This is a genomic window from Psychrobacter sp. H8-1 (genome assembly GCF_904846575.1).
In the GTDB taxonomy this organism is placed as follows: Bacteria; Pseudomonadota; Gammaproteobacteria; order Pseudomonadales; family Moraxellaceae; genus Psychrobacter; species Psychrobacter fulvigenes.
Map to the genome: position 1 here is coordinate 946,052 of NZ_CAJHBG010000001.1, position 18,773 is coordinate 964,824.

Genomic DNA, 18,773 nt, shown 5'->3' on the forward strand with positions numbered 1-18,773 from the left:
TGAGTCTTTCAATGGAGAGTTGATAATATATATCTGTGAAAGTAGAAGGTTATGAGTTTTCCATGGTGTTTATTAAAGCGGTTAAAAAAACTTATCATGACTGGAAACTAAAATTAGTTCCGCAAAAAATCGTTATCAAAACGATAGTCGCGTTGTTTTTTAGTGAAAAAAAAGCCTGCAAGTGCAGGCTTGATTTAAAAAATTAAATTGCTTGTCTACAATTAACGCTCGACTTGACTCACATCACGTACCGCACCAGTATCAGCACTAGTCGTCATAGCAGCATAGGCACGTAGGGCAGGAGAGACATGACGTTCACGACTTACTGGTTTCCAAGCATCGCGACCGCGAGCTTCCATGGCTTCGCGGCGAGTGGCCAAATCTGCATCGCTGACCTGCATATTGATGGTGCGGTTTGGGATGTCGATATGAATAGTATCGCCTTCTTCAACCAGACCAATCGCACCGCCTTCAGCGGCTTCAGGGCTGGCATGACCAATTGACAGACCTGAGGTACCACCAGAAAAACGACCATCTGTCAGTAGGGCGCATTCTTTACCTAGACCTTTAGATTTAAGATAAGTCGTTGGATACAGCATCTCTTGCATACCAGGGCCGCCTTTTGGTCCTTCATAGCGGATGATAACGACATCTCCTGCCACGATTTGATCATCAAGGACAGCAGCTACAGCAGCATCTTGCGACTCAAATATACGTGCGCGTCCTGTAAAGGTTAAGATGCTCTCATCGACACCTGCGGTTTTGACCACGCAGCCACGCTCAGCGATGTTGCCGTAGAGCACTGCAAGACCGCCATCTTCTGAATAAGCATGCTTAACACTACGAATACAACCAGACTCACGGTTGACGTCGAGGTTTGGCCATTCTTGTGACTGCGAGAAAGCTTGCGTGGTACGTACCCCACCAGGAGCAGCAATATAACGTGCACGCGCCTCAAGGTTGTCAGGATTCATGATATCCCATTTATCGATGGCTGCTTTCATCGAAGGACTATGGATGGTCGGTATATCAGTGGTGAGTAAGCCAGCACGGTCAAGCTCGGCCAGTAGCGCCATCACACCGCCAGCACGGTGCACATCTTCCATATGATATTTTTGCGAAGCAGGGGCAACCTTAGAAAGACAAGGCACACCGCGGCTCAAACGGTCAATATCGGCCATTTTGAAATCAACTTCTGCTTCATTGGCAGCAGCGAGTAGATGCAAGATGGTGTTGGTGGAACCGCCCATCGCAATATCTAGACTCATCGCATTTTCAAACGCGGCTTTGGTCGCGATAGAGCGCGGCAGTACTGAATCATCGTCTTGCTCATAGCGGCGCTTGGCCAAATCAACAATCGTACGACCCGCTTCTAAGAATAGCTCACGACGTAAAGAGTGCGTCGCGAGTAGCGAGCCATTACCAGGTAGAGACAAACCTAAGGCTTCAGTCAAACAGTTCATCGAGTTGGCGGTAAACATACCAGAGCACGAGCCGCAAGTCGGGCAGGCTGAGCTTTCAATCGCCAATACGTCTTCATCACTGATACTGTCGTCAGCAGCGTCCATCATGGCGTCGACGAGATCCAGCTTACGAATCGCATTGCCTTTACTATCAGTGCCGTGTGAGTCGCTGCCGCCATCGTTGTTGTGGCTTTGGGCAACAGTGCTAGCGATGACCTTACCAGCTTCCATCGGTCCGCCCGAGACAAAAACAACAGGAATGTTCAGACGCATGGCGGCCATTAGCATGCCAGGAGTGATTTTGTCGCAGTTCGAGATACAAACTAGGGCGTCGGCACAGTGAGCATTGACCATGTACTCAACCGAGTCAGCAATAAGGTCACGACTTGGTAGCGAATACAACATACCGCTGTGTCCCATGGCGATGCCATCATCGACAGCAATGGTATTAAACTCTTTTGCCACGCCGCCGACGCTTTCTATCTCGCGCGCGACCATTTGACCTAAGTCTTTTAAATGTACGTGACCAGGGACAAACTGAGTGAAGGAGTTGGCAATCGCAATAATCGGCTTGCCAAAGTCATCATCTGTCATGCCAGTCGCACGCCATAGCGCGCGGGCACCTGCCATATTACGACCACCGGTAGAGGTTTTTGAGCGATAATCCATGTGATATTCCTTACAAATAGACGAGGTTAATTAAAATGAGCAGCCTCAGCTTTGATGTTGATAGTGTGCTTTTTATACAGTGTGAAGACTAGTGAATAATACTAGGCCGTTACCATACCATTAGATATGAGTAACTGAAAATGATTCGCTAATAAAATCAGTAAGCAAGGGACTACTCAAGACGCTCCAATATGGCTTTATCAAACCAAGGCAAATCGACTTTATCTGCTTCCAGTTTGATAATGACTGCCAGTGCATGGTTGGCCACTAGCTGCTGATAGTCGCTGCTAGGCTCAATCGTCAATAGCGCTTCAGCTGGTTGCGAGTGAGTCTTAGATGGTTGCTCATCGATACTGACTAGGGTTTGCTTGTTATTTTTATACAGAACATCCACACGACCAAAAAACTGCCAGTCTTTAAAGGCAGCGCTAATAGCATCGGCTTGATTTTGAGTGTATATTTGCTGCGTCGCTTTGCCTGTATTGGTCCAGTGCAATCGCACTGCCAACTGCAGCGCTTCGCTAAATACGACTAATGAGCCAATGATTTTGACATGCCAAGGGCTGGCTATGATACCTTCTTCAATACCGATAAGCTTTGCTGCCGCGTTTGGTGTCATCGGCGTATTAAAGTGCGCCAGCAGCTCAGGCGTCAAAGGGTTGGCCTGTTTGATCGTATCGTCTAAGCTATCATAGTGATATAGGAACGGCAATGGCTTGTCTTGCGTGACGGTCTTTTCAGTGACTTTACAATTATGAATGCGCCAGCTGATAGCGGTATCTGTCAAGGCTTCCGCTAAGATAATAGCATTTGGATCGACAAGCTTGGGACTGGCACTATTATCTGGCACCTCTATGTCTATGGGCGCTGATTCTGTAGTTGTAGATAATAAGGTATTAGAATCAGAATTGGACGATAACTGAGTAGGTAAAGTGGTCAAATTGATAAACCTAACATGAGCAAAGTGAAGGCTTAATATAACATTGAATGGGGCGTGCACGCCAATAAATTCATGTGTTGTGACTGTTATGATACGAGTTTGCAACCCTGCACCTGTCTGCATGGGTTACTGTGATTAACTACTAATAACGACGGCTGCATCTTGTGCTTAACCCTGATTTCGTCCACTATATTACTAATGTAGTAATTCACGCTAAGAGCTGTCAAAACATTTCAAACAAACAATGTTAAATAAACAGTGTCAAACAAACAACTTTAAAATAACTAAGGGAATAAAAATGAGTCAGAATAATCAAACTACATACGACGATAATAATATTTTTGCAAAAATGCTAAACGGTGAGATTCCTTATCATAAGGTTTATGAAGATGATAAAACCCTCGCCTTTATGGACATCATGCCACAAGCAGAAGGTCATGTATTGGTGATCCCAAAGCAAAAAGCCGTTGATTTGGTTGACCTTGAGCCAGAGTATGCGGCGGCGGTATTGATGACCTCTAAAAAAGTGATGCAGGCGCAGCGTCAGGTTTTTGAGCGTGAAGGCATCATTCAAATGCAGCTGAATGGCTCGCAAGCAGGTCAGACGGTATTCCACTACCATGTACACCTGATTCCATCCAATATCCATGAGCTGGGTCGTCATGCAGTGACACAAGCAGATCAGGGTGAGCTTGCTGAGATGGCCAAGCAGCTAGCGGCTGCAATCGCGTCTTAATCATTGATACCAGTACTAATAGATTCCTAAGTATTAATAGACTCCTATAAGAGATAACGAGGCAGCTAGCAAGCTGCCTTTTTTGTTTCTCGTTTATTATTGGTAATAGTCATGTAACAATCGTTAAAGTAGTGTTACAAACCCAGTTTCTATCTGGGGTTCACTTAAAGAGTATGGTACAAAATATCCTTTATTGGGCGCATTTGCTCCATTTTGCCTTTACAGATGACTTTTTCATTCAGTAAAAGCGCTTTTAATTTGAGGACATTATCTTTTATGAGTAAGTTACCTCGCTCTACTATCCTGCTGCCGGTATTCATACCTGCAGCCGTTGTTATGATTTTATTGGTGATTGGTACGTCTATCAATCCAGAAGCAGCAGGCGCATTGTTCAGTGATGTGCTCAATTACATCACAGAGACGTTTGGCTGGTTTTATATGCTGGCCGTGGCGATATTTTTGATGTTTATCATTGTGCTGGCGTTTTCGCCTTATGGCAGTATTAAGCTTGGCCCTGACCATGGAGAGGCTGAATACAAATTTCTTGAATGGTTCGCCATGCTGTTTTCGGCTGGTTACGGTATTGCCTTATTGTTCTTTGGCGTCGCTGAACCAGTGCTGCATTTTGCCAGTCCGCCCTTGTCTGAGCCGCAAACGATTGCCGCGGCAAAAGAAGCCATGCAGATTGCTTATTTCCATTGGGGTTTTCATATTTGGGCGATTTATGGCGTAGTCGGTTTGTCACTGGCCTATTTCTCATTTCGCCATGGATTGCCGCTCTCCATGCGCTCAACCCTATATCCACTGATTGGGGATAAAATCTATGGCCCTATCGGTCATACGGTGGATGTGTTTGCTATTTTGGGCACCATGTTCGGTATTGCCACCAGTTTGGGTTTGTCGGTATCGCAAATTAATGCGGGCATGAATTATCTATTGCCAGATTTGATTCCAGTCAGTACGACCGTGCAGGTCATTACCATTGCGCTAATAACCGTAGCGGCGCTAGTTTCGGTATTAGCGGGCATGGATAAAGGCGTAAAGCGCTTATCGATTCTAAATATGGTGTTGGCAACAGCTCTGATGATCTTTGTCTTTATCGTTGGTCCGACGATATTTATTTTGAACGCTTTTATGGAAAACACGGGCAGTTATCTGGGTAATATCGTTGAGCGTACCTTTAGCTTGCAAGCGTATCAGCTCAGTGATTGGATCAGTAATTGGACCTTGTTTATCTTTGCATGGACGATCGCCTGGGCGCCTTTTGTCGGTCTGTTTATCGCCAAGATTAGCCGTGGTCGCACCATTCGTGAGTTTGTCTTTGGCGTGATGTTGGTGCCTACTTTCTTTACCTTCTTTTGGTTTGCGGTGTTTGGTGATACGGCGCTCAGCATGATTATGAACGATGGCTATACCTCGTTAATCACCGAAGTGCAAAATAACCAAGCGATTGCACTATTTAAATTATTAGAAAACCTACCTTTTACTGAGTTTGTTTCCTCGTTAACGGTTTTATTAATTATTACCTTTTTTGTGACCTCGTCGGACTCAGGTTCGTTGGTCATTGATTCGCTAGCAGCAGGCGGCCGTAGTGATACGCCTTGGTGGCAGCGCTCTTTTTGGGTAGTGACTGAAGGTGCGGTGGCCTCTGTCTTGTTGCTTGCTGGTGGACTCACCGCGTTACAAACGGCAGCGATTGTCAGTGCGTTACCTTTTGCCATTATTATATTGATTGCTATATTTGGTATGTGGCGTGCGCTACGTATTGAGGGGCATCGTAATCAAAGTTTGGATAAAGACAACAGGTTGCCACCGCATCTGCTGAAGCCTTCAGCATGGCGTGATCGCATTGACTACATCACTGAGCAGCCAACACGCGACAATGTATTGGCTTATATCAGAGAGGTGGTCATGCCATCGATGACTGAAGTCTCAGAGAAGTTTGCGGAAACTGGCTGGATACCTGAGGTTAATTATGATGAGGTCAATAACCGTGCCGTACTTGAGTTGCAACGTGGTGATGACGTCGAGTTTTGGTATGAGGTACGTTTGTCTGAACATGAATTGCCAGACTACTATACGGAAGAGATGGCAGATAATTTACCGCAAGAGCACTATCATCGCGCCGAGGTCTATCTGCGCCGAGGGGGTCAAACTTATGACTTGTATGGTTATCAGTCAGAATCAGTGATTAACGATATCATTGACCAGTTTGAGAAGTATCTACACTTCTTGAATGTATCGCCTGACAGCCTGCCATGGCGCATGCAGCAGCATGATGAAGATCTGACGCTTGAGCAGGGCAGTGTGTTTGATAAATAGTTGGTTTGGCTATTAAAATTGAGGGTTCGTCAGTGCAAGTTATTCTTGTGAATGGCTTGCATTAAAGTTAAGAACCCTTAGAATAACGGCTTGTTTTCATCATGAATCAAGCCGTTTTTTATGCCTATAAATAATCCAGTGTCTTATCAAGCGTCAGTCAACACTACTGATGACCATCCACTGTTACAACCGTTGACCATCGGTGGGTTGACGATCGAAAACCGTCTGATGGTCGCGCCGATGGCAGGGGTGACGGACAATCCTTTTCGCAGACTATGCAAATCCTTTGGTGCAGGTCACGCAGTCAGCGAGATGATTATTGCCGATACTGCGCTCTATGCGCGTAAAAAGTCGCTGTATCGTGCAAATTTCGATAATGAGATTGCGCCTATCTCTGCGCAGATAGCAGGGGCAGAGCCAGATAAACTCGCTGAAGCGGCGCGCTATCAGATTGATAATGGTGCACAGATTATCGATATCAATATGGGCTGTCCTGCAAAAAAGGTTTGCCGTAAGTTGGCAGGTTCTGCGCTGCTGCAAGATGAAGAGTTGGTCGCAAGACTACTTGATGCAGCTGTGAGTGCTGTTGACGCACCCGTAACATTAAAGACACGATTGGGCTTTGAGAATGGCCGCGAGAATATCCTGCGAGTGGCGAAACGGGCTGAGCAAGCAGGCATTGCTGCCATTGCCATTCATGGGCGCACGCGTGAAGATATGTATACAGGCGAGGCACGTTATGAACTGATACGTGAAGTTAAAGAAAGCATCAGCATTCCAGTGATAGCCAATGGCGATATCGATAGTGCGCAAAAGGCGCAGCGAGTCTATGAGCTGACGGGCTGTGATGCTGTAATGATTGGACGTGCCGCCCAAGGGCAACCTTGGCTGTTTCGTGATATCGGGCACTTTTTGCGAACGGGAGAAAACCTTGATGCACCTAGCGTTGGCGAAATAAAAGAGATTGTGCTGGCGCATTTACAAGAGCTATATGGCTTCTACGGTGAGTATTCTGGCTGCCGTATCGCGCGCAAGCATATCGCTTGGTACACCACTGGTATCCCAAACTCCAACGCTTTTCGCCAAGCGATGTATGGCGAGGAGAGCACCGCTGGACAATTCCGTGTGGTGGAAGCGTTTTTGCACGCTCATGAATAAGGGTTCTCTATTTCAAAAATGCATAAAACAGCCTAAAGAACACAATCAGCACGCTGACAAATTCAACAGATCTGGCAGTTAGACTGATATAACGCGCCAAAAGCGCTGTCTCCCGCATGGTTAATAAATTCTGATAGTCAATGAGAATCAGTAGACTTGTCAGGTTTATGCGACTGGTCAATAATCATCATATTACAAAAAATATACGTTAACATTGTTAACTCAAGACAGTATAATTTTGCTATGCTACAAAAAGAGCATTGAAACGAAGTGTCGATGTCAATGCTTGAGTATGAATGGCAGTATCATCAACAGTATAAATATTACAAGGACGTTTTATGGCCAAGCTCTCAAAAAAAACCATCAAAAGAAAGGTTAAAGGCAAAAATATCATTATTACTGGCGCTTCAAGCGGTATTGGTGAACGTACAGCGTTTTTACTCAGTGAATGCGGTGCTCATGTCATCTTGCTGGCGCGTACTGAAGAGAAGCTAAAAAGAGTTCAAGAAGCGATTCAAACGCTTGGTGGACAGGCCAGTTATTATGTATGTGACTTGACCAATATGGATGATATCGAAAACACAACTAAGCAGGTTTTAGCAGACTTTGACCATGTTGATGTATTGGTAAACAATGCTGGTCGCTCCATTCGCCGTTCAGTTCACGAGTCTTTTGACCGCTTCCATGATTTTGAACGTACCATGGATATCAACTACTTTGGTGCCGTCAAAACCATTCTTGGCTTTTTGCCAGTAATGATAGGGCGCAAATCTGGTCAAATCGTCAATATCTCATCGATTGGCGTATTGGCAAACAGTCCGCGCTTCTCAGCTTATGTGGCATCAAAAGCGGCGTTAGATGCTTTTAGCCGCTGTTTGGCGGCAGAAGTAAAAGGTCATAACATCACGGTTACCAACATCTTCATGCCGTTGGTGCGCACGCCGATGATTGCACCCACTAAGCTGTATCGTTATATGCCAGCACTCATGCCTGATGAGGCGGCAATGATGGTGGCAGAGGCTATCGTCAAAAAACCAAACAGTATTGCCAGTCATATGGGCAAGTTTGCTTCAGCCACTTACTCCTTAGCACCAGCGATCAATGTGGGCATTCAGTCTATCGGCTATCGTCTCTTCCCAAATTCGTCAGCGGCGCAAACGGCAGATGCCAAACCAAACCTTGCTCAGCGTGCCTTTGCAAAAATCCTTCCTGGTGAGCATCACTAGAATAGGGTTATTTATTAGCTTTGATGGCAAACAAAAAAGGATACTGTGGTATCCTTTTTTGTTTGTCATAATGTCTGTTGTGGTAAGAATGGGCATTATCGTTAAGCGGTATGATTTAAATATCCCAAGTTTGTTTGTAAGAATTTGACGGCATGGGTCACAGAAGCATTTAATCCATTTAAGACCAACCAAAGTTGGTGATAAAAATTTGGAGGTTAATTAAAGTAATAAAACAGATACTCTTCTCTAAAGTCTCTGTTAAATAGTCCATATAAGAATACTAGCGTGAAGACACATTGTATAATTAAGACATAAAATTTTATTTGCTCAGAATTCCAGTCTAGAGAAAACCAACCTACCAGAAAAAAAGACAGCCAGCCTTCTATTTTTTTAGCGCCACCCCAAAATATTATCCAAAAACCCGCCACAATATCCAAAACATCCCTATCATTACGATAGTAATGACAGACACCCGCTTGAGCCAGTAGGGGACGAGTGGTTTTTTATAACCAATGTCACCCAGTTTACTCTCGACGCCACTTTGCAGGCTTTTAAAGCCTTGTTCAGACTTAGTGGTTTTGACCTTGTTTTTAATCAAGATACCAGTGTCTTCTCTCACTTCTGGCTCTCTGTCAAAGCTGAGCGCTTCGTTAGGGATGCCTTGCTTGTTGGCGATAGTCGTTAGCTTCTGCTGTTGTTTGACTTTTAGGCTATGTTCATAAGCATCAATACGGGCTTTCGCTGCATCCATACTGATGTTTTCCTCTTCGGCTAAAGTCTTAATCGCCATGACCAGATTGTTCTTTTCGACCATCATCATCACCGCTTTGGGTAACTTTGGATTTTTAGTTTTTAGGCTTGGGTCAGAGTTAAACATGGTTATCCTTAAGGTCTTGGCTATATGCCCTATATTATAGCAACTTTTTTTGTATAAGCTTTGCACAAAAAAATACCGCTATCATCGATGAGAGAGCGGTATTTTAAGTCTGCTTAATGCTTAGTCAAAGCCATTACTTATCGCTTATAGGTCTTTCCAACGTTGGATAGACTCTTTGATGACTTCTTTGGCCTCGCTCACATCACCCCATGATTCGACCACAGTGGTGCCTGCTTTTTTCAGGTCTTTATAGTGGTTGAAGTGGAACTCTAACTGCTTGATGATTTGCTCAGGTAGGTCTGCTAAGCTGTTGTAAGCGTTACCATTGTTGCGATCATCCGCTGGTACGACGACGATTTTGTCATCCACTTCGCCATCATCAACGAATTTCATCACACCGATTACTTTGGCTTTTAAGAAGATGCCAGTGGTTAATGGCTGCTCAGTCAAAATCAAAGCGTCAAGCTCATCACCGTCTTCGTCAAGTGTTTGTGGAATGAAACCATAGTTACAAGGCTTGGCAAAGATTTGTGGATCAATACGGTCAAGCTCAAATACGGCCAACTCGCGATTCCACTCAATCTTGTGGCTGCTACCCGTTGGGATTTCTACGACTACGTTGATGATGCCGCCGTCGACATCGCCTGCGTCTAAGATTTTATTAAAGTCTGCCATTAAGAACTCCTATTTATTTAAATGAATTTTTACAAGTTTGCGGGGTTGCTTCGGTTTGCGAGTATAGCAAGTTTGAATAATTTTTTCTCGTTCTGCTTAAGTCTAAACAGGCACAAGGCTATGCAAAAACCACCATTAAAACCAATTAAGGCAAATGGCTATATTGCTGTTTAGTCGGGGTGACTGGGCGCAGCTCGATTAGCCCTGCATGGCGCTGAGCGATATTATCAATCAGCTTTTGCGTCACCTGCTGATAGCTGAATGTAGAGCCAGCTTGCTGATGGACGGTATTATTTTGGTTGCTATCCATTGCGACGAAGTCTGCTAAGCGTAGCATTTGCATGCCAGCATAGCCGCAAGGGTTGATGGCATTGAATGCGGATAGGTCACAGTCTAAGTTGATCGCGATACCATGATAGCTAAAACCATGTTTAATCTTGAAGCCCAGCGATGCGATTTTACCAAGCATAATGGCATCGTCAGCGGGCAGGTTAGATGCATTATCGTTTTGTTTTTCGTTATTTTGATTATTCATTTGACGATCGCTTTGATGATGGTCATCAGTATTGCTCAAGCTATCAGCATATAAATAAACCCCTGGTGCATCACGGCGAGCATGGGCACTGATATGAGTATTATCTGATAGGGAGCGATTGTTTAAGCAGTCATTGGCCACGTCTTCGATCGCTTGTTCGGCATGTGAGACCAAGTTACGCACGCTCCAACCAAGGCTGTTTAAATCAAACAGCCAGTATATAACCAGTTGTCCGTGACCGTGCCAAGTTACCTGTCCGCCGCGATCGGTTTTGATGATGGGCGTGTCAGTATGCTGCAAGATATGCTCTTCCTTACCTGCTTGCCCAAGCGTATACACGTCGTTGTGATCGACTATCCATAACTCATCAGGCGTCCGTAGCCCTTGTTCTTTTTTTAGGCGGATGCGTTCTAGCGTCCGCTGTAGCATTGCATCATGAGTGGGATTGTAGTCGGCAGCTGTTAGAGACTGGCTGACCAAGGTATCGGTTATGTGATGCAGCGCTTCTGACGCTATATGCGCTAAAGGTTCTGATATGTTTTTTGGCATCGAGTTTTGCATGAAAGTTGGCTTCTTATGGTTTATAGGCAGATTTTATAACTGAGATACGTGATGGGTGCGCCTATTAATAATACTGACAATCATATCAAGTTTATCAGTACCAAGTTTAGCAGTTTTTAATATTGTCACCCAAGGTAAATGGCAGCATGAGAAAATAAGGTAATAGCCATAAACACAAATAATACGCCTTAGTACGTGAAACGTGCTTTTCATTCAGCAAGCATTACGCTACATTAAACGACAATGAATGGAATCTCATGAGTGTTTACGGCTGGGCGTCGCTGTAGGAGTAAACGCTTGACTAGAAATAGAGAGTTTTTGACCCGATATAAGGTACTGACTCCAACGTATATAACAAGGAAAGAAGATGACTGACAATGATAAGACCACAAGCGCTGCTGTAAAGTCGCAGAGTATCATTACTACAGTTGAGCAGCTACAGAAGCAGTTTTCACGCTTGCACGCGCTAAGTCGTTCTAATCCGATAAACGATTGGGCAATTCGTGAAAGGCTACTGGACGATCTTGAGATGCTATTGAGCGATAATCGAGAAAATCTGGCGCATGCGATCAGTGCGGATTTTGGACATCGTAGTGAGTCAGAGACTCAGTTTGCCGAGCTATTTCCAAGCTTTACTGGTATTAGCCATGCTAAGAAGTACGGTAAATCTTGGATGAAAACGCGCCGAGCCTCTATCTCTGCGATGTATAGACCTGCGCACAATGAGATTCAACCACAGCCATTGGGCGTTGTGGGTATCATGGTGCCGTGGAACTATCCGCTGTATTTGGCAGTAGGACCGATGATTGATGCATTAACAGCAGGCAATCGCGTCATGATAAAAATGAGTGAGGCAGCGCCTAAGTTTGCCGAAACATTTGCCAAAGTTGTGGATCATTATTTTTCGTCAGACATGGTATGTGTGGTGCTTGGTGAAGTCGATATCGCAGAAGCCTTTAGCAAGCTACCATTTGACCATCTGCTGTATACTGGCTCAACTGAAGTAGGCAGAATCGTCATGGCGGCAGCGGCTGAGAACTTGACGCCTGTAACGCTTGAGCTGGGCGGCAAGTCACCCGTGATTGTTACCAAAGACGTCAATCTAGAAAGTGTGGTCAATCGCGTAATGATGGGCAAAACCCTCAATGCGGGTCAAACCTGTATCGCGCCTGACTATGTATTGATTCAGCGTGAGCATCATCAACATTTTATTAGTCTAGCGATTGAGTGGCTACAAAAGCACTATCCCAATATCGAAAACAATGAAGACTATTCATATATTATCAATGCTGCACAGTTCAACCGCGTACAAGGCTACTTGGACGAGTTGCCCGCCGATAGCGTGCACAATTTGACAGGTGTCGATGCCAATTCTGAAACACGTTTGATGCCGCCTGTCATTGTCTCTGAACCTGCGGTGACAAGTCAGCTGATGCAAAATGAGATTTTTGCGCCAATCTTGCCATTGATACATTATGATACCCTTGATGATGCGATTCAGTTTGTGAACGAGCGTCCTCGTCCGCTGGCGCTTTATGTGTTTGGTAATGATGACAATGAGATATATCAGGTGCGTACACAAACCGTCTCAGGCGGCGTTTGTGTCAATGAGGTTATTCTGCATGTGGCACAGCATGATCTGCCGTTTGGCGGGGTTGGGGACTCTGGTATCGGTGCTTATCATGGCAAAGCTGGATTTGAGCGTTTAAGTCATATGAAGCCTGTTTTTGTACAAGCCAAGCTTAATGGCATGAATCTGTTGTTGCCGCCTTATGGTGATTTGTTTAGAAAAGCCATGGCACTGTTTTTGAAGTAAGTGTTTAGCAACTGATGAGCACGATTATGTAAATAGCGTCTATTGATATAGGCGCTATTTTTTTATTATAGTCAGTTCAAAATAAAAAAGGTATGAATCTTTCAACGTGCTACTGGTATAAATTTTCCTTGCGTGCTGCTTATACAGAGGCTGCGCAAAATTCATCCCAGCAGCACGGTAACATTTTAACATTGAATCGACTATATCTTGTTTTTATTTTTTGAATAAGTATTTGTCATCAGTATTATAAATCACTACACTGCCAAATAAGGCTAAACAATAGTAATGATACAGACGGTTGCTTTTTTAGTATGACTATAAAATAAAAAATAGGATATCCCATGCGCCAATGGATTGCGTTAAGTTTATTATGTATGAGTGCGTTGTTACTGCCGGTGTCGGCATCAGCAGCCTGTGAATCACCCATCAAATTTGGCGCACTGACATGGGAGAGCGGTCAGTTTATCTCTGGGGTGCTCAAGTACATCGCTGAAGATGGCTACGACTGTACGATTGAAGAGGTGCCAGGAGCTGGTCCTGCACTTGAAACGGCATTATCACAAAATGACATTCAGGTTATTGGGGAGCAGTGGGTTGGACGCTCGCCAATCATGGAGCAAGCCATTGCACAGAATAAAGTGGCGGTCATCGGTGATACTCTCAAGGGCGGCGCAACTCAAGGTTGGTATGTTCCTAAATATGTACTAGAAGAAAACCCAGGTCTACGCAGTTATCAAGATTTGCCCAAGTATGCTGAGCTATTTAAAGACCCTGAAGACCCTAATAAGTCACGTTTTATGAACTGTCCGTCTGGTTGGACGTGTGAGATTTTTAATACTCGTTTGCTTAAAAATACTGGTTTGGACAGTATTTTCAATAACGCCCATCCCGGAACGGGCGCTGCACTCGATGCCGAGATTGCCTCCGCGTTTGAGCAGCACAAACCGCTATTATTCTATTACTGGCAGCCTACGGGCTTGATGGCAAAGTATGACTTTGCACCCTTAGAGTTCCCTGCTTATGACGACGCCTGTTGGCAAGACTTGCTACTTGCTGATGGTACAGCCGACTGCGTCTCTGGATTTCCTGTATCGCCTTTAGGTATCGCCGTATCGACACCATTTATTGAGTCTAATCCCGAGCTGGCAGAGGTCTTTAAAAAGGTTCAATTCACCTCCGATGAGCTCAATGGCGCCATCTTAGAGATGAGTGAGAGTAAACGTAGTGGCGATGAGCAAGCGTTAGCGTTTTTGCGTGATAACCCCAACGTTTGGCAACAGTGGATATCCGATGAAGCGGCCACGAGTCTTGCTGCTAAGCTAGGTATTAGCCTAACAGGTGCTGCTGTTGCTAATAATGGTGTCATTAGTAACAGTGCAACCAGTGATAATCGATTTGGCTTAACATCAGGATTCCCTTCATGGTCGCTTGAGACCCCGCTTAATAATACTTTAGCAAGCGTCGTCCAAAACTACGGCGGTGTTTTCCGTGGTATCAGCAATGTCACTTTGACCTATTTATTACTGCCCATTGAGCGTTTATTAACCATCATTCCACCTTGGCTAATCATTGCGCTGGTGACGGTATTGGCATGGTTTGGTGTGCGTAAAATATGGTTTGCGCTGGCATGCGGGGCAGGGTTATTTCTCATCGGTGCATTTGGACTGTGGGGCGCGTTGATTGATACCACTGCGCTGCTAATAGTATCCGTATTAGTCACGGTGGTGATTGGTATTCCGATTGGCATTGCCATGTCAGGTAGTAAAATCCTGCGTAAAATTGTGACCCCTATACTAGATGTCATGCAGACGATGCCAAGCTTTGTTTATCTCATACCAGTGCTGATGCTATTTGGTATTGGTAAAGTGCCTGCGCTCTTTGCGACTATTATTTATGCACTGCCGCCACTCATTCGTCTGACGACCTTGGGTATTACCCAAGTCAATCATGAAATGATCGAGGCAGGGCGCTCGTTCGGTAGTACGCATTTGCAGCTGCTCATCTGGATCAAATTACCGCAAGCGCTGCCCAGTATCATGGCAGGGATTAATCAAGCGGTGATGATGTCGCTTGCCATGGTAGTACTGGCTTCTATGATTGGTGCGCCTGGTCTTGGCGAGGATGTCTTGCAATCTATCCAAACACTCAATATCGGTCAAGGCTTGCAAGCAGGTACTGCTATCGTCATTGTCGCTATTATCATTGACCGTATCACGCAAGCCTTTGGTCAAGGTAAGCGCGCACGTCAAAAGACGATTGACGCAGGCAAACGCCCGATTGGTTAAATAACAATAAAAATGAGAGCAATAATGAATCATATTCAACTAGAAAACATCAGTAAGATTTATAATGCCAATAGCTCGCAAGCACAGTCGGCGTTGGCATTATTGGCTGAGGGCATGGATAGTATTAAGGTGAAAGAGCAAACTGGCTATTCAGTTGGGCTATACGATATCAATCTAAATATCAAAGCGGGTGAGATACATTGCATTATGGGGTTGTCAGGCTCTGGGAAATCAACCCTGATACGCCATATCAATCGCTTAATTGATCCAACCAGTGGCAAGATATGGGTGGATACCAGTATCAATGCGCAAACTGCGATGACAGAGGATGATTGGTCTACAGAGACTACCAAATCAAGCTTGGCTATCAATATCTTAGAGCTGAATGATAAGGAGTTGCAACATTATCGGCAGCAAACCGTCAGCATGGTTTTTCAGCATTTTGGCTTAGTGCCACACATGACGGTCATACAAAATGTCGCTTATGGGCTGCGTGTACGTAAGATGAGCATTAGCGAGCGCCATGAGGTTGCTCGGTACTGGCTCAACGAAGTCGGGCTACCCAACCTAGAGCACAGCTATCCTGATGAGCTGTCAGGTGGTATGCAGCAGCGTGTCGGGCTGGCACGTGCGCTGGCAATGGACAGTCCAATCTTGCTGATGGATGAGGCTTTCTCTGCGCTTGATCCGCTTATTCGTGCGCAGCTGCAAGATCAACTGCTTGAGCTACAAGCACGGCTACAGAAAACCATCGTCTTTATCACCCATGATATTGATGAGGCGGTAAAAGTCGGTCAGCGTATCAGTATTTTGAATGGTGGGCGCTTAGTACAAACCGGCACGGCCAATGATTTGCGACAAAACCCAGCAGATGATTATGTTGCACAGTTTATGAGTGCTAAATCCTAAATAGTGTGTTTTTAAGCGTACTTATTCATGTAGTTTCTTATTTATCACTGACCAGAAGCGGCAATGTATCTGTATGTACACAACTATTAACAAAATCTCAATCATAATTGGCCGCTGTTAATAATAACTCATTGTATTTGCACGGTTATGGTCGTAGTATCCATATATTGCCTAGCATTATAGCGATAAATTCTGTTAATTCCTTTCTTTGATCTGCCTTTGGTCTGCGTCTTATTTGCGCCCTCGATAGCAAAGCAAAAACTTCATACGTTAGGCTAATAAATTTAAACTTATACAAAATTCTAGCGATCTCTAGCAAACCATATTTATCAAACTATATTCATCAAATCCTGAACGCGCATTTTTCTAACTTAGATTAAAACAATGTATATTAAATCAACGCCTATCCAAGGCTTTGAACCAATTGCCCGTGAAAGCAGTGCCAGTAAAAGGACAGGTTATGCCACATAAAAACATTCGTAACAGCGACCATGACGATCGCAGTGACAGCAGTAAAAATGACAACAGTGAAAATGACAATATGAAAAAAAGCTTAAACCAAAGTCGCTTACACTCAAAGCAAAATAACTTAAAATCCTCGAGCTCTCAGTCATCACGTTGGCTAAAAAATGCCAGTACATTTGGTATGATGACATTATTAAGCGCAGGGCTATTAGTCGCTTGTGGCCAAATGAGTAGTGCGGATAACAAGGGTAGCAATGCTAAATCAGCCAAGCAAAACAGTGGAGTGACGAGCTCACGCGATATGTTGCCATCCGATATGCTTGGGCAAATGCAGGCGTTACCGCAGCTGACCAAAGGCTTGGGTGACACCGGTGCTGCCGTTATCGATCCCAACAAACCTACCTTGATTAAGTTTTGGGCAAGTTGGTGCCCATTATGTCTCGGCACCCTTGAAGAGACTGAAGAGTGGCGTACAGATCCTAGGTTTGTAGACTTAAATGTGGTCACTGTTGCCAGTCCCGGCCACCTGAATGAAAAAGCCGATGGCGACTTCAGTACTTGGTATGCTGGCATTCAAGCAGATTATCCAAAATTACCTGTGTTGATGGACGCCTCAGGTGAGCTGATCAATAAGCTTGGCGTGCAGGTCTATCCAAGCTGGGCGATACTCGATAAAAACGGCAACTTAGTGCATTTGGTTAAAGGCAATATATCGACAGAGCAGGCTTATGCACTGGCGGACAATGGCAAAAATGACTTTGCTGAGCTAAAAGCGGGTAGCGCCAAGCCTGCAAACGCACAAGCACTGGATAACAACAGCAAAATCGAAACCATTAAGCAGAAAGATGGTGTTTATTATAATGACCAAGGCAAGGCGATTAACACGCGCTCAATTTATCTGGCGGGTGGATGTTTCTGGGGCGTAGAAGCTTATATGGAGCGCGTCGATGGCGTCGTAGATGCGGTATCAGGCTATGCCAATGGCGATACTGCCAACCCAAGCTATGAGCAGGTCATTCGCGGTTCAGGGCATGCTGAAGCGGTGAAAGTCACTTATGATGCGGATAAGACTGACCTTGATACCATTCTCAAATACTATTTCCGCGTGATAGATCCAACCAGTCTTAACAAGCAAGGCAACGATCGCGGTGTACAGTATCGTTCAGGTGTGTATTACACCGATAAAGAAGACAAAGCCGTCATTGATGCCGCCCTCAAGCGTGTACAAAGTCAATACGAGCAAAAAGTCGTGGTTGAAAATGAGCCATTAGACAATTTTTACTTGGCTGAGATGTATCATCAAGATTATTTGGCCAAAAACCCCAATGGTTATTGCCACGTTGATTTAAGCCTAGCTGATGATAAGATAGAGAGTACTAACCGTGTTAAGTTTGCCCCCGCCAATACTATAGCTGAAACTTTAGATTCCAAGCGTTATGCTGGATTTGATAAAGATGCGCTTAAGAATACACTGACTAAAGCGCAATACAATATCACGCAAGACGCTGGTACTGAGCGAGCATTCAGTCATGAGTATGATGATTTATTTGCGCCAGGTATTTATGTCGATGTGGTGAGCGGTGAGCCGCTATTTTTATCTACTGATAAGTACCAATCTGGCTGCGGCTGGCCAAGCTTTACCAAGCCCATCGACATGCAGGTGATTACTCAGCATGAAGACAAAGCCTTTAACATGGTACGCACGGAGATTCGCTCACGGGTAGCAGACTCGCATCTGGGTCATGTATTCCCTGATGGTCCAAAAGACCGTGGCGGTTTGCGTTATTGTATCAATGGTGGCGCGCTGCAATTTATCCCAGTCGATGTGATGCCGCAGTCAGGTTATGCACCCTTGGTGAAATTGATTAAATCCTAACTATAGTTGATCCTGAATAAAGCTGACACGTTTTTGCCATGTGCTGTTGGTATAAATTTTTCTTGCTTGCTGTGCGACCTTGTCACTCCAGAGGCTGCGTAAAATTTATCCCAGCAGCAATGTATCACTTTTAAAGTGTCTTAACTATATTTTGGATATAAACATAATCTATCAAAAGGCGGTAAGAGCACTCTTAGCGTCTTTTTTATAATATATTTGATAAATTTAATCGTATTTTTTTGGTTTGGTATGAACTCTGA

The 18,773-nt window shown here is 44.7% G+C and carries 13 protein-coding genes; 8 read left to right on the forward strand and 5 right to left on the reverse strand.

Features of this window, described 5'->3' with window-relative positions; all coding sequences use genetic code 11:
• Positions 1-221: 221 nt before the first annotated feature.
• Together ilvD and JMY01_RS03990 are read right to left on the reverse strand one after the other, a co-directional pair.
• Positions 222-2,132 (reverse strand): dihydroxy-acid dehydratase, encoded by a 1,911-nt coding sequence (gene ilvD, locus JMY01_RS03985; protein ID WP_201574320.1) that lies wholly within the window; start codon positions 2,130-2,132, stop codon positions 222-224.
• Between the two features lie 172 nt (positions 2,133-2,304).
• The gene (locus JMY01_RS03990) at positions 2,305-3,072 is read right to left on the reverse strand and encodes a hypothetical protein (protein WP_227677655.1); all 768 of its coding nucleotides are present in this window, start codon (positions 3,070-3,072) and stop codon (positions 2,305-2,307) included.
• Positions 3,073-3,370: 298 nt separating this feature from the next.
• Between JMY01_RS03990 and JMY01_RS03995 the strand changes: the two genes are divergently transcribed.
• From JMY01_RS03995 to JMY01_RS04010, 4 genes are all read left to right on the forward strand, one after another.
• Entirely contained in the window at positions 3,371-3,808 is a 438-nt protein-coding gene (locus JMY01_RS03995; protein WP_201574321.1) for an HIT family protein, read from the forward strand.
• 276 nt (positions 3,809-4,084) lie between these two features.
• Positions 4,085-6,130, forward strand: a complete 2,046-nt coding sequence (locus JMY01_RS04000; RefSeq protein WP_201574322.1) for a BCCT family transporter — start codon at positions 4,085-4,087, stop codon at positions 6,128-6,130.
• A 120-nt stretch (positions 6,131-6,250) separates the two neighbouring features.
• Positions 6,251-7,288, forward strand: coding sequence for a tRNA dihydrouridine synthase DusB (gene dusB, locus JMY01_RS04005; protein ID WP_201574323.1), 1,038 nt, complete (start codon positions 6,251-6,253; stop codon positions 7,286-7,288).
• A 338-nt stretch (positions 7,289-7,626) separates the two neighbouring features.
• Positions 7,627-8,514, forward strand: a complete 888-nt coding sequence (locus JMY01_RS04010) for an SDR family NAD(P)-dependent oxidoreductase (protein ID WP_201574324.1) — start codon at positions 7,627-7,629, stop codon at positions 8,512-8,514.
• A gap of 409 nt (positions 8,515-8,923) precedes the next feature.
• Here the strand turns inward: JMY01_RS04010 and JMY01_RS04015 are convergent, their stop codons facing one another.
• From JMY01_RS04015 to lipB, 3 genes are all read right to left on the reverse strand, one after another.
• Entirely contained in the window at positions 8,924-9,391 is a 468-nt protein-coding gene (locus tag JMY01_RS04015) for a hypothetical protein (protein WP_201574325.1), read from the reverse strand.
• A gap of 144 nt (positions 9,392-9,535) precedes the next feature.
• The gene (locus tag JMY01_RS04020) at positions 9,536-10,066 is read right to left on the reverse strand and encodes an inorganic diphosphatase (protein ID WP_201574326.1); all 531 of its coding nucleotides are present in this window, start codon (positions 10,064-10,066) and stop codon (positions 9,536-9,538) included.
• A gap of 145 nt (positions 10,067-10,211) precedes the next feature.
• Positions 10,212-11,150, reverse strand: coding sequence for a lipoyl(octanoyl) transferase LipB (gene lipB / locus JMY01_RS04025; RefSeq protein WP_227677972.1), 939 nt, complete (start codon positions 11,148-11,150; stop codon positions 10,212-10,214).
• Positions 11,151-11,529: 379 nt separating this feature from the next.
• Between lipB and JMY01_RS04030 the strand changes: the two genes are divergently transcribed.
• From JMY01_RS04030 to msrAB, 4 genes are all read left to right on the forward strand, one after another.
• Positions 11,530-12,978, forward strand: a complete 1,449-nt coding sequence (locus JMY01_RS04030) for a coniferyl aldehyde dehydrogenase (RefSeq protein ID WP_201574328.1) — start codon at positions 11,530-11,532, stop codon at positions 12,976-12,978.
• A 341-nt stretch (positions 12,979-13,319) separates the two neighbouring features.
• On the forward strand, positions 13,320-15,263 hold the full coding sequence (locus JMY01_RS04035; RefSeq protein ID WP_201574329.1) for a glycine betaine ABC transporter substrate-binding protein: 1,944 nt from the start codon (positions 13,320-13,322) through the stop codon (positions 15,261-15,263).
• Between the two features lie 24 nt (positions 15,264-15,287).
• Entirely contained in the window at positions 15,288-16,172 is an 885-nt protein-coding gene (locus JMY01_RS04040; RefSeq protein WP_201574330.1) for an ATP-binding cassette domain-containing protein, read from the forward strand.
• Positions 16,173-16,632: 460 nt separating this feature from the next.
• On the forward strand, positions 16,633-18,513 hold the full coding sequence (msrAB, locus tag JMY01_RS04045) for a bifunctional peptide-methionine (S)-S-oxide reductase MsrA/peptide-methionine (R)-S-oxide reductase MsrB (protein ID WP_227677656.1): 1,881 nt from the start codon (positions 16,633-16,635) through the stop codon (positions 18,511-18,513).
• Positions 18,514-18,773 lie beyond the last annotated feature (260 nt).

Bases quoted from the DNA above. Each gene is read 5' to 3' on its own strand.
- JMY01_RS04040 (WP_201574330.1), top strand. From the start codon at position 15,288: ATGAATCATATTCAACTAGAAAACATCAGTAAGATTTATAATGCCAAT.
- msrAB (WP_227677656.1), top strand. From the start codon at position 16,633: ATGCCACATAAAAACATTCGTAACAGCGACCATGACGATCGCAGTGAC.
- JMY01_RS04000 (WP_201574322.1), top strand. From the start codon at position 4,085: ATGAGTAAGTTACCTCGCTCTACTATCCTGCTGCCGGTATTCATACCT.
- JMY01_RS04035 (WP_201574329.1), top strand. From the start codon at position 13,320: ATGCGCCAATGGATTGCGTTAAGTTTATTATGTATGAGTGCGTTGTTA.
- JMY01_RS04030 (WP_201574328.1), top strand. From the start codon at position 11,530: ATGACTGACAATGATAAGACCACAAGCGCTGCTGTAAAGTCGCAGAGT.
- lipB (WP_227677972.1), bottom strand. From the start codon at position 11,150: ATGCCAAAAAACATATCAGAACCTTTAGCGCATATAGCGTCAGAAGCG.
- JMY01_RS04010 (WP_201574324.1), top strand. From the start codon at position 7,627: ATGGCCAAGCTCTCAAAAAAAACCATCAAAAGAAAGGTTAAAGGCAAA.
- JMY01_RS03995 (WP_201574321.1), top strand. From the start codon at position 3,371: ATGAGTCAGAATAATCAAACTACATACGACGATAATAATATTTTTGCA.
- JMY01_RS04020 (WP_201574326.1), bottom strand. From the start codon at position 10,066: ATGGCAGACTTTAATAAAATCTTAGACGCAGGCGATGTCGACGGCGGC.
- ilvD (WP_201574320.1), bottom strand. From the start codon at position 2,132: ATGGATTATCGCTCAAAAACCTCTACCGGTGGTCGTAATATGGCAGGT.
- dusB (WP_201574323.1), top strand. From the start codon at position 6,251: ATGCCTATAAATAATCCAGTGTCTTATCAAGCGTCAGTCAACACTACT.
- JMY01_RS04015 (WP_201574325.1), bottom strand. From the start codon at position 9,391: ATGTTTAACTCTGACCCAAGCCTAAAAACTAAAAATCCAAAGTTACCC.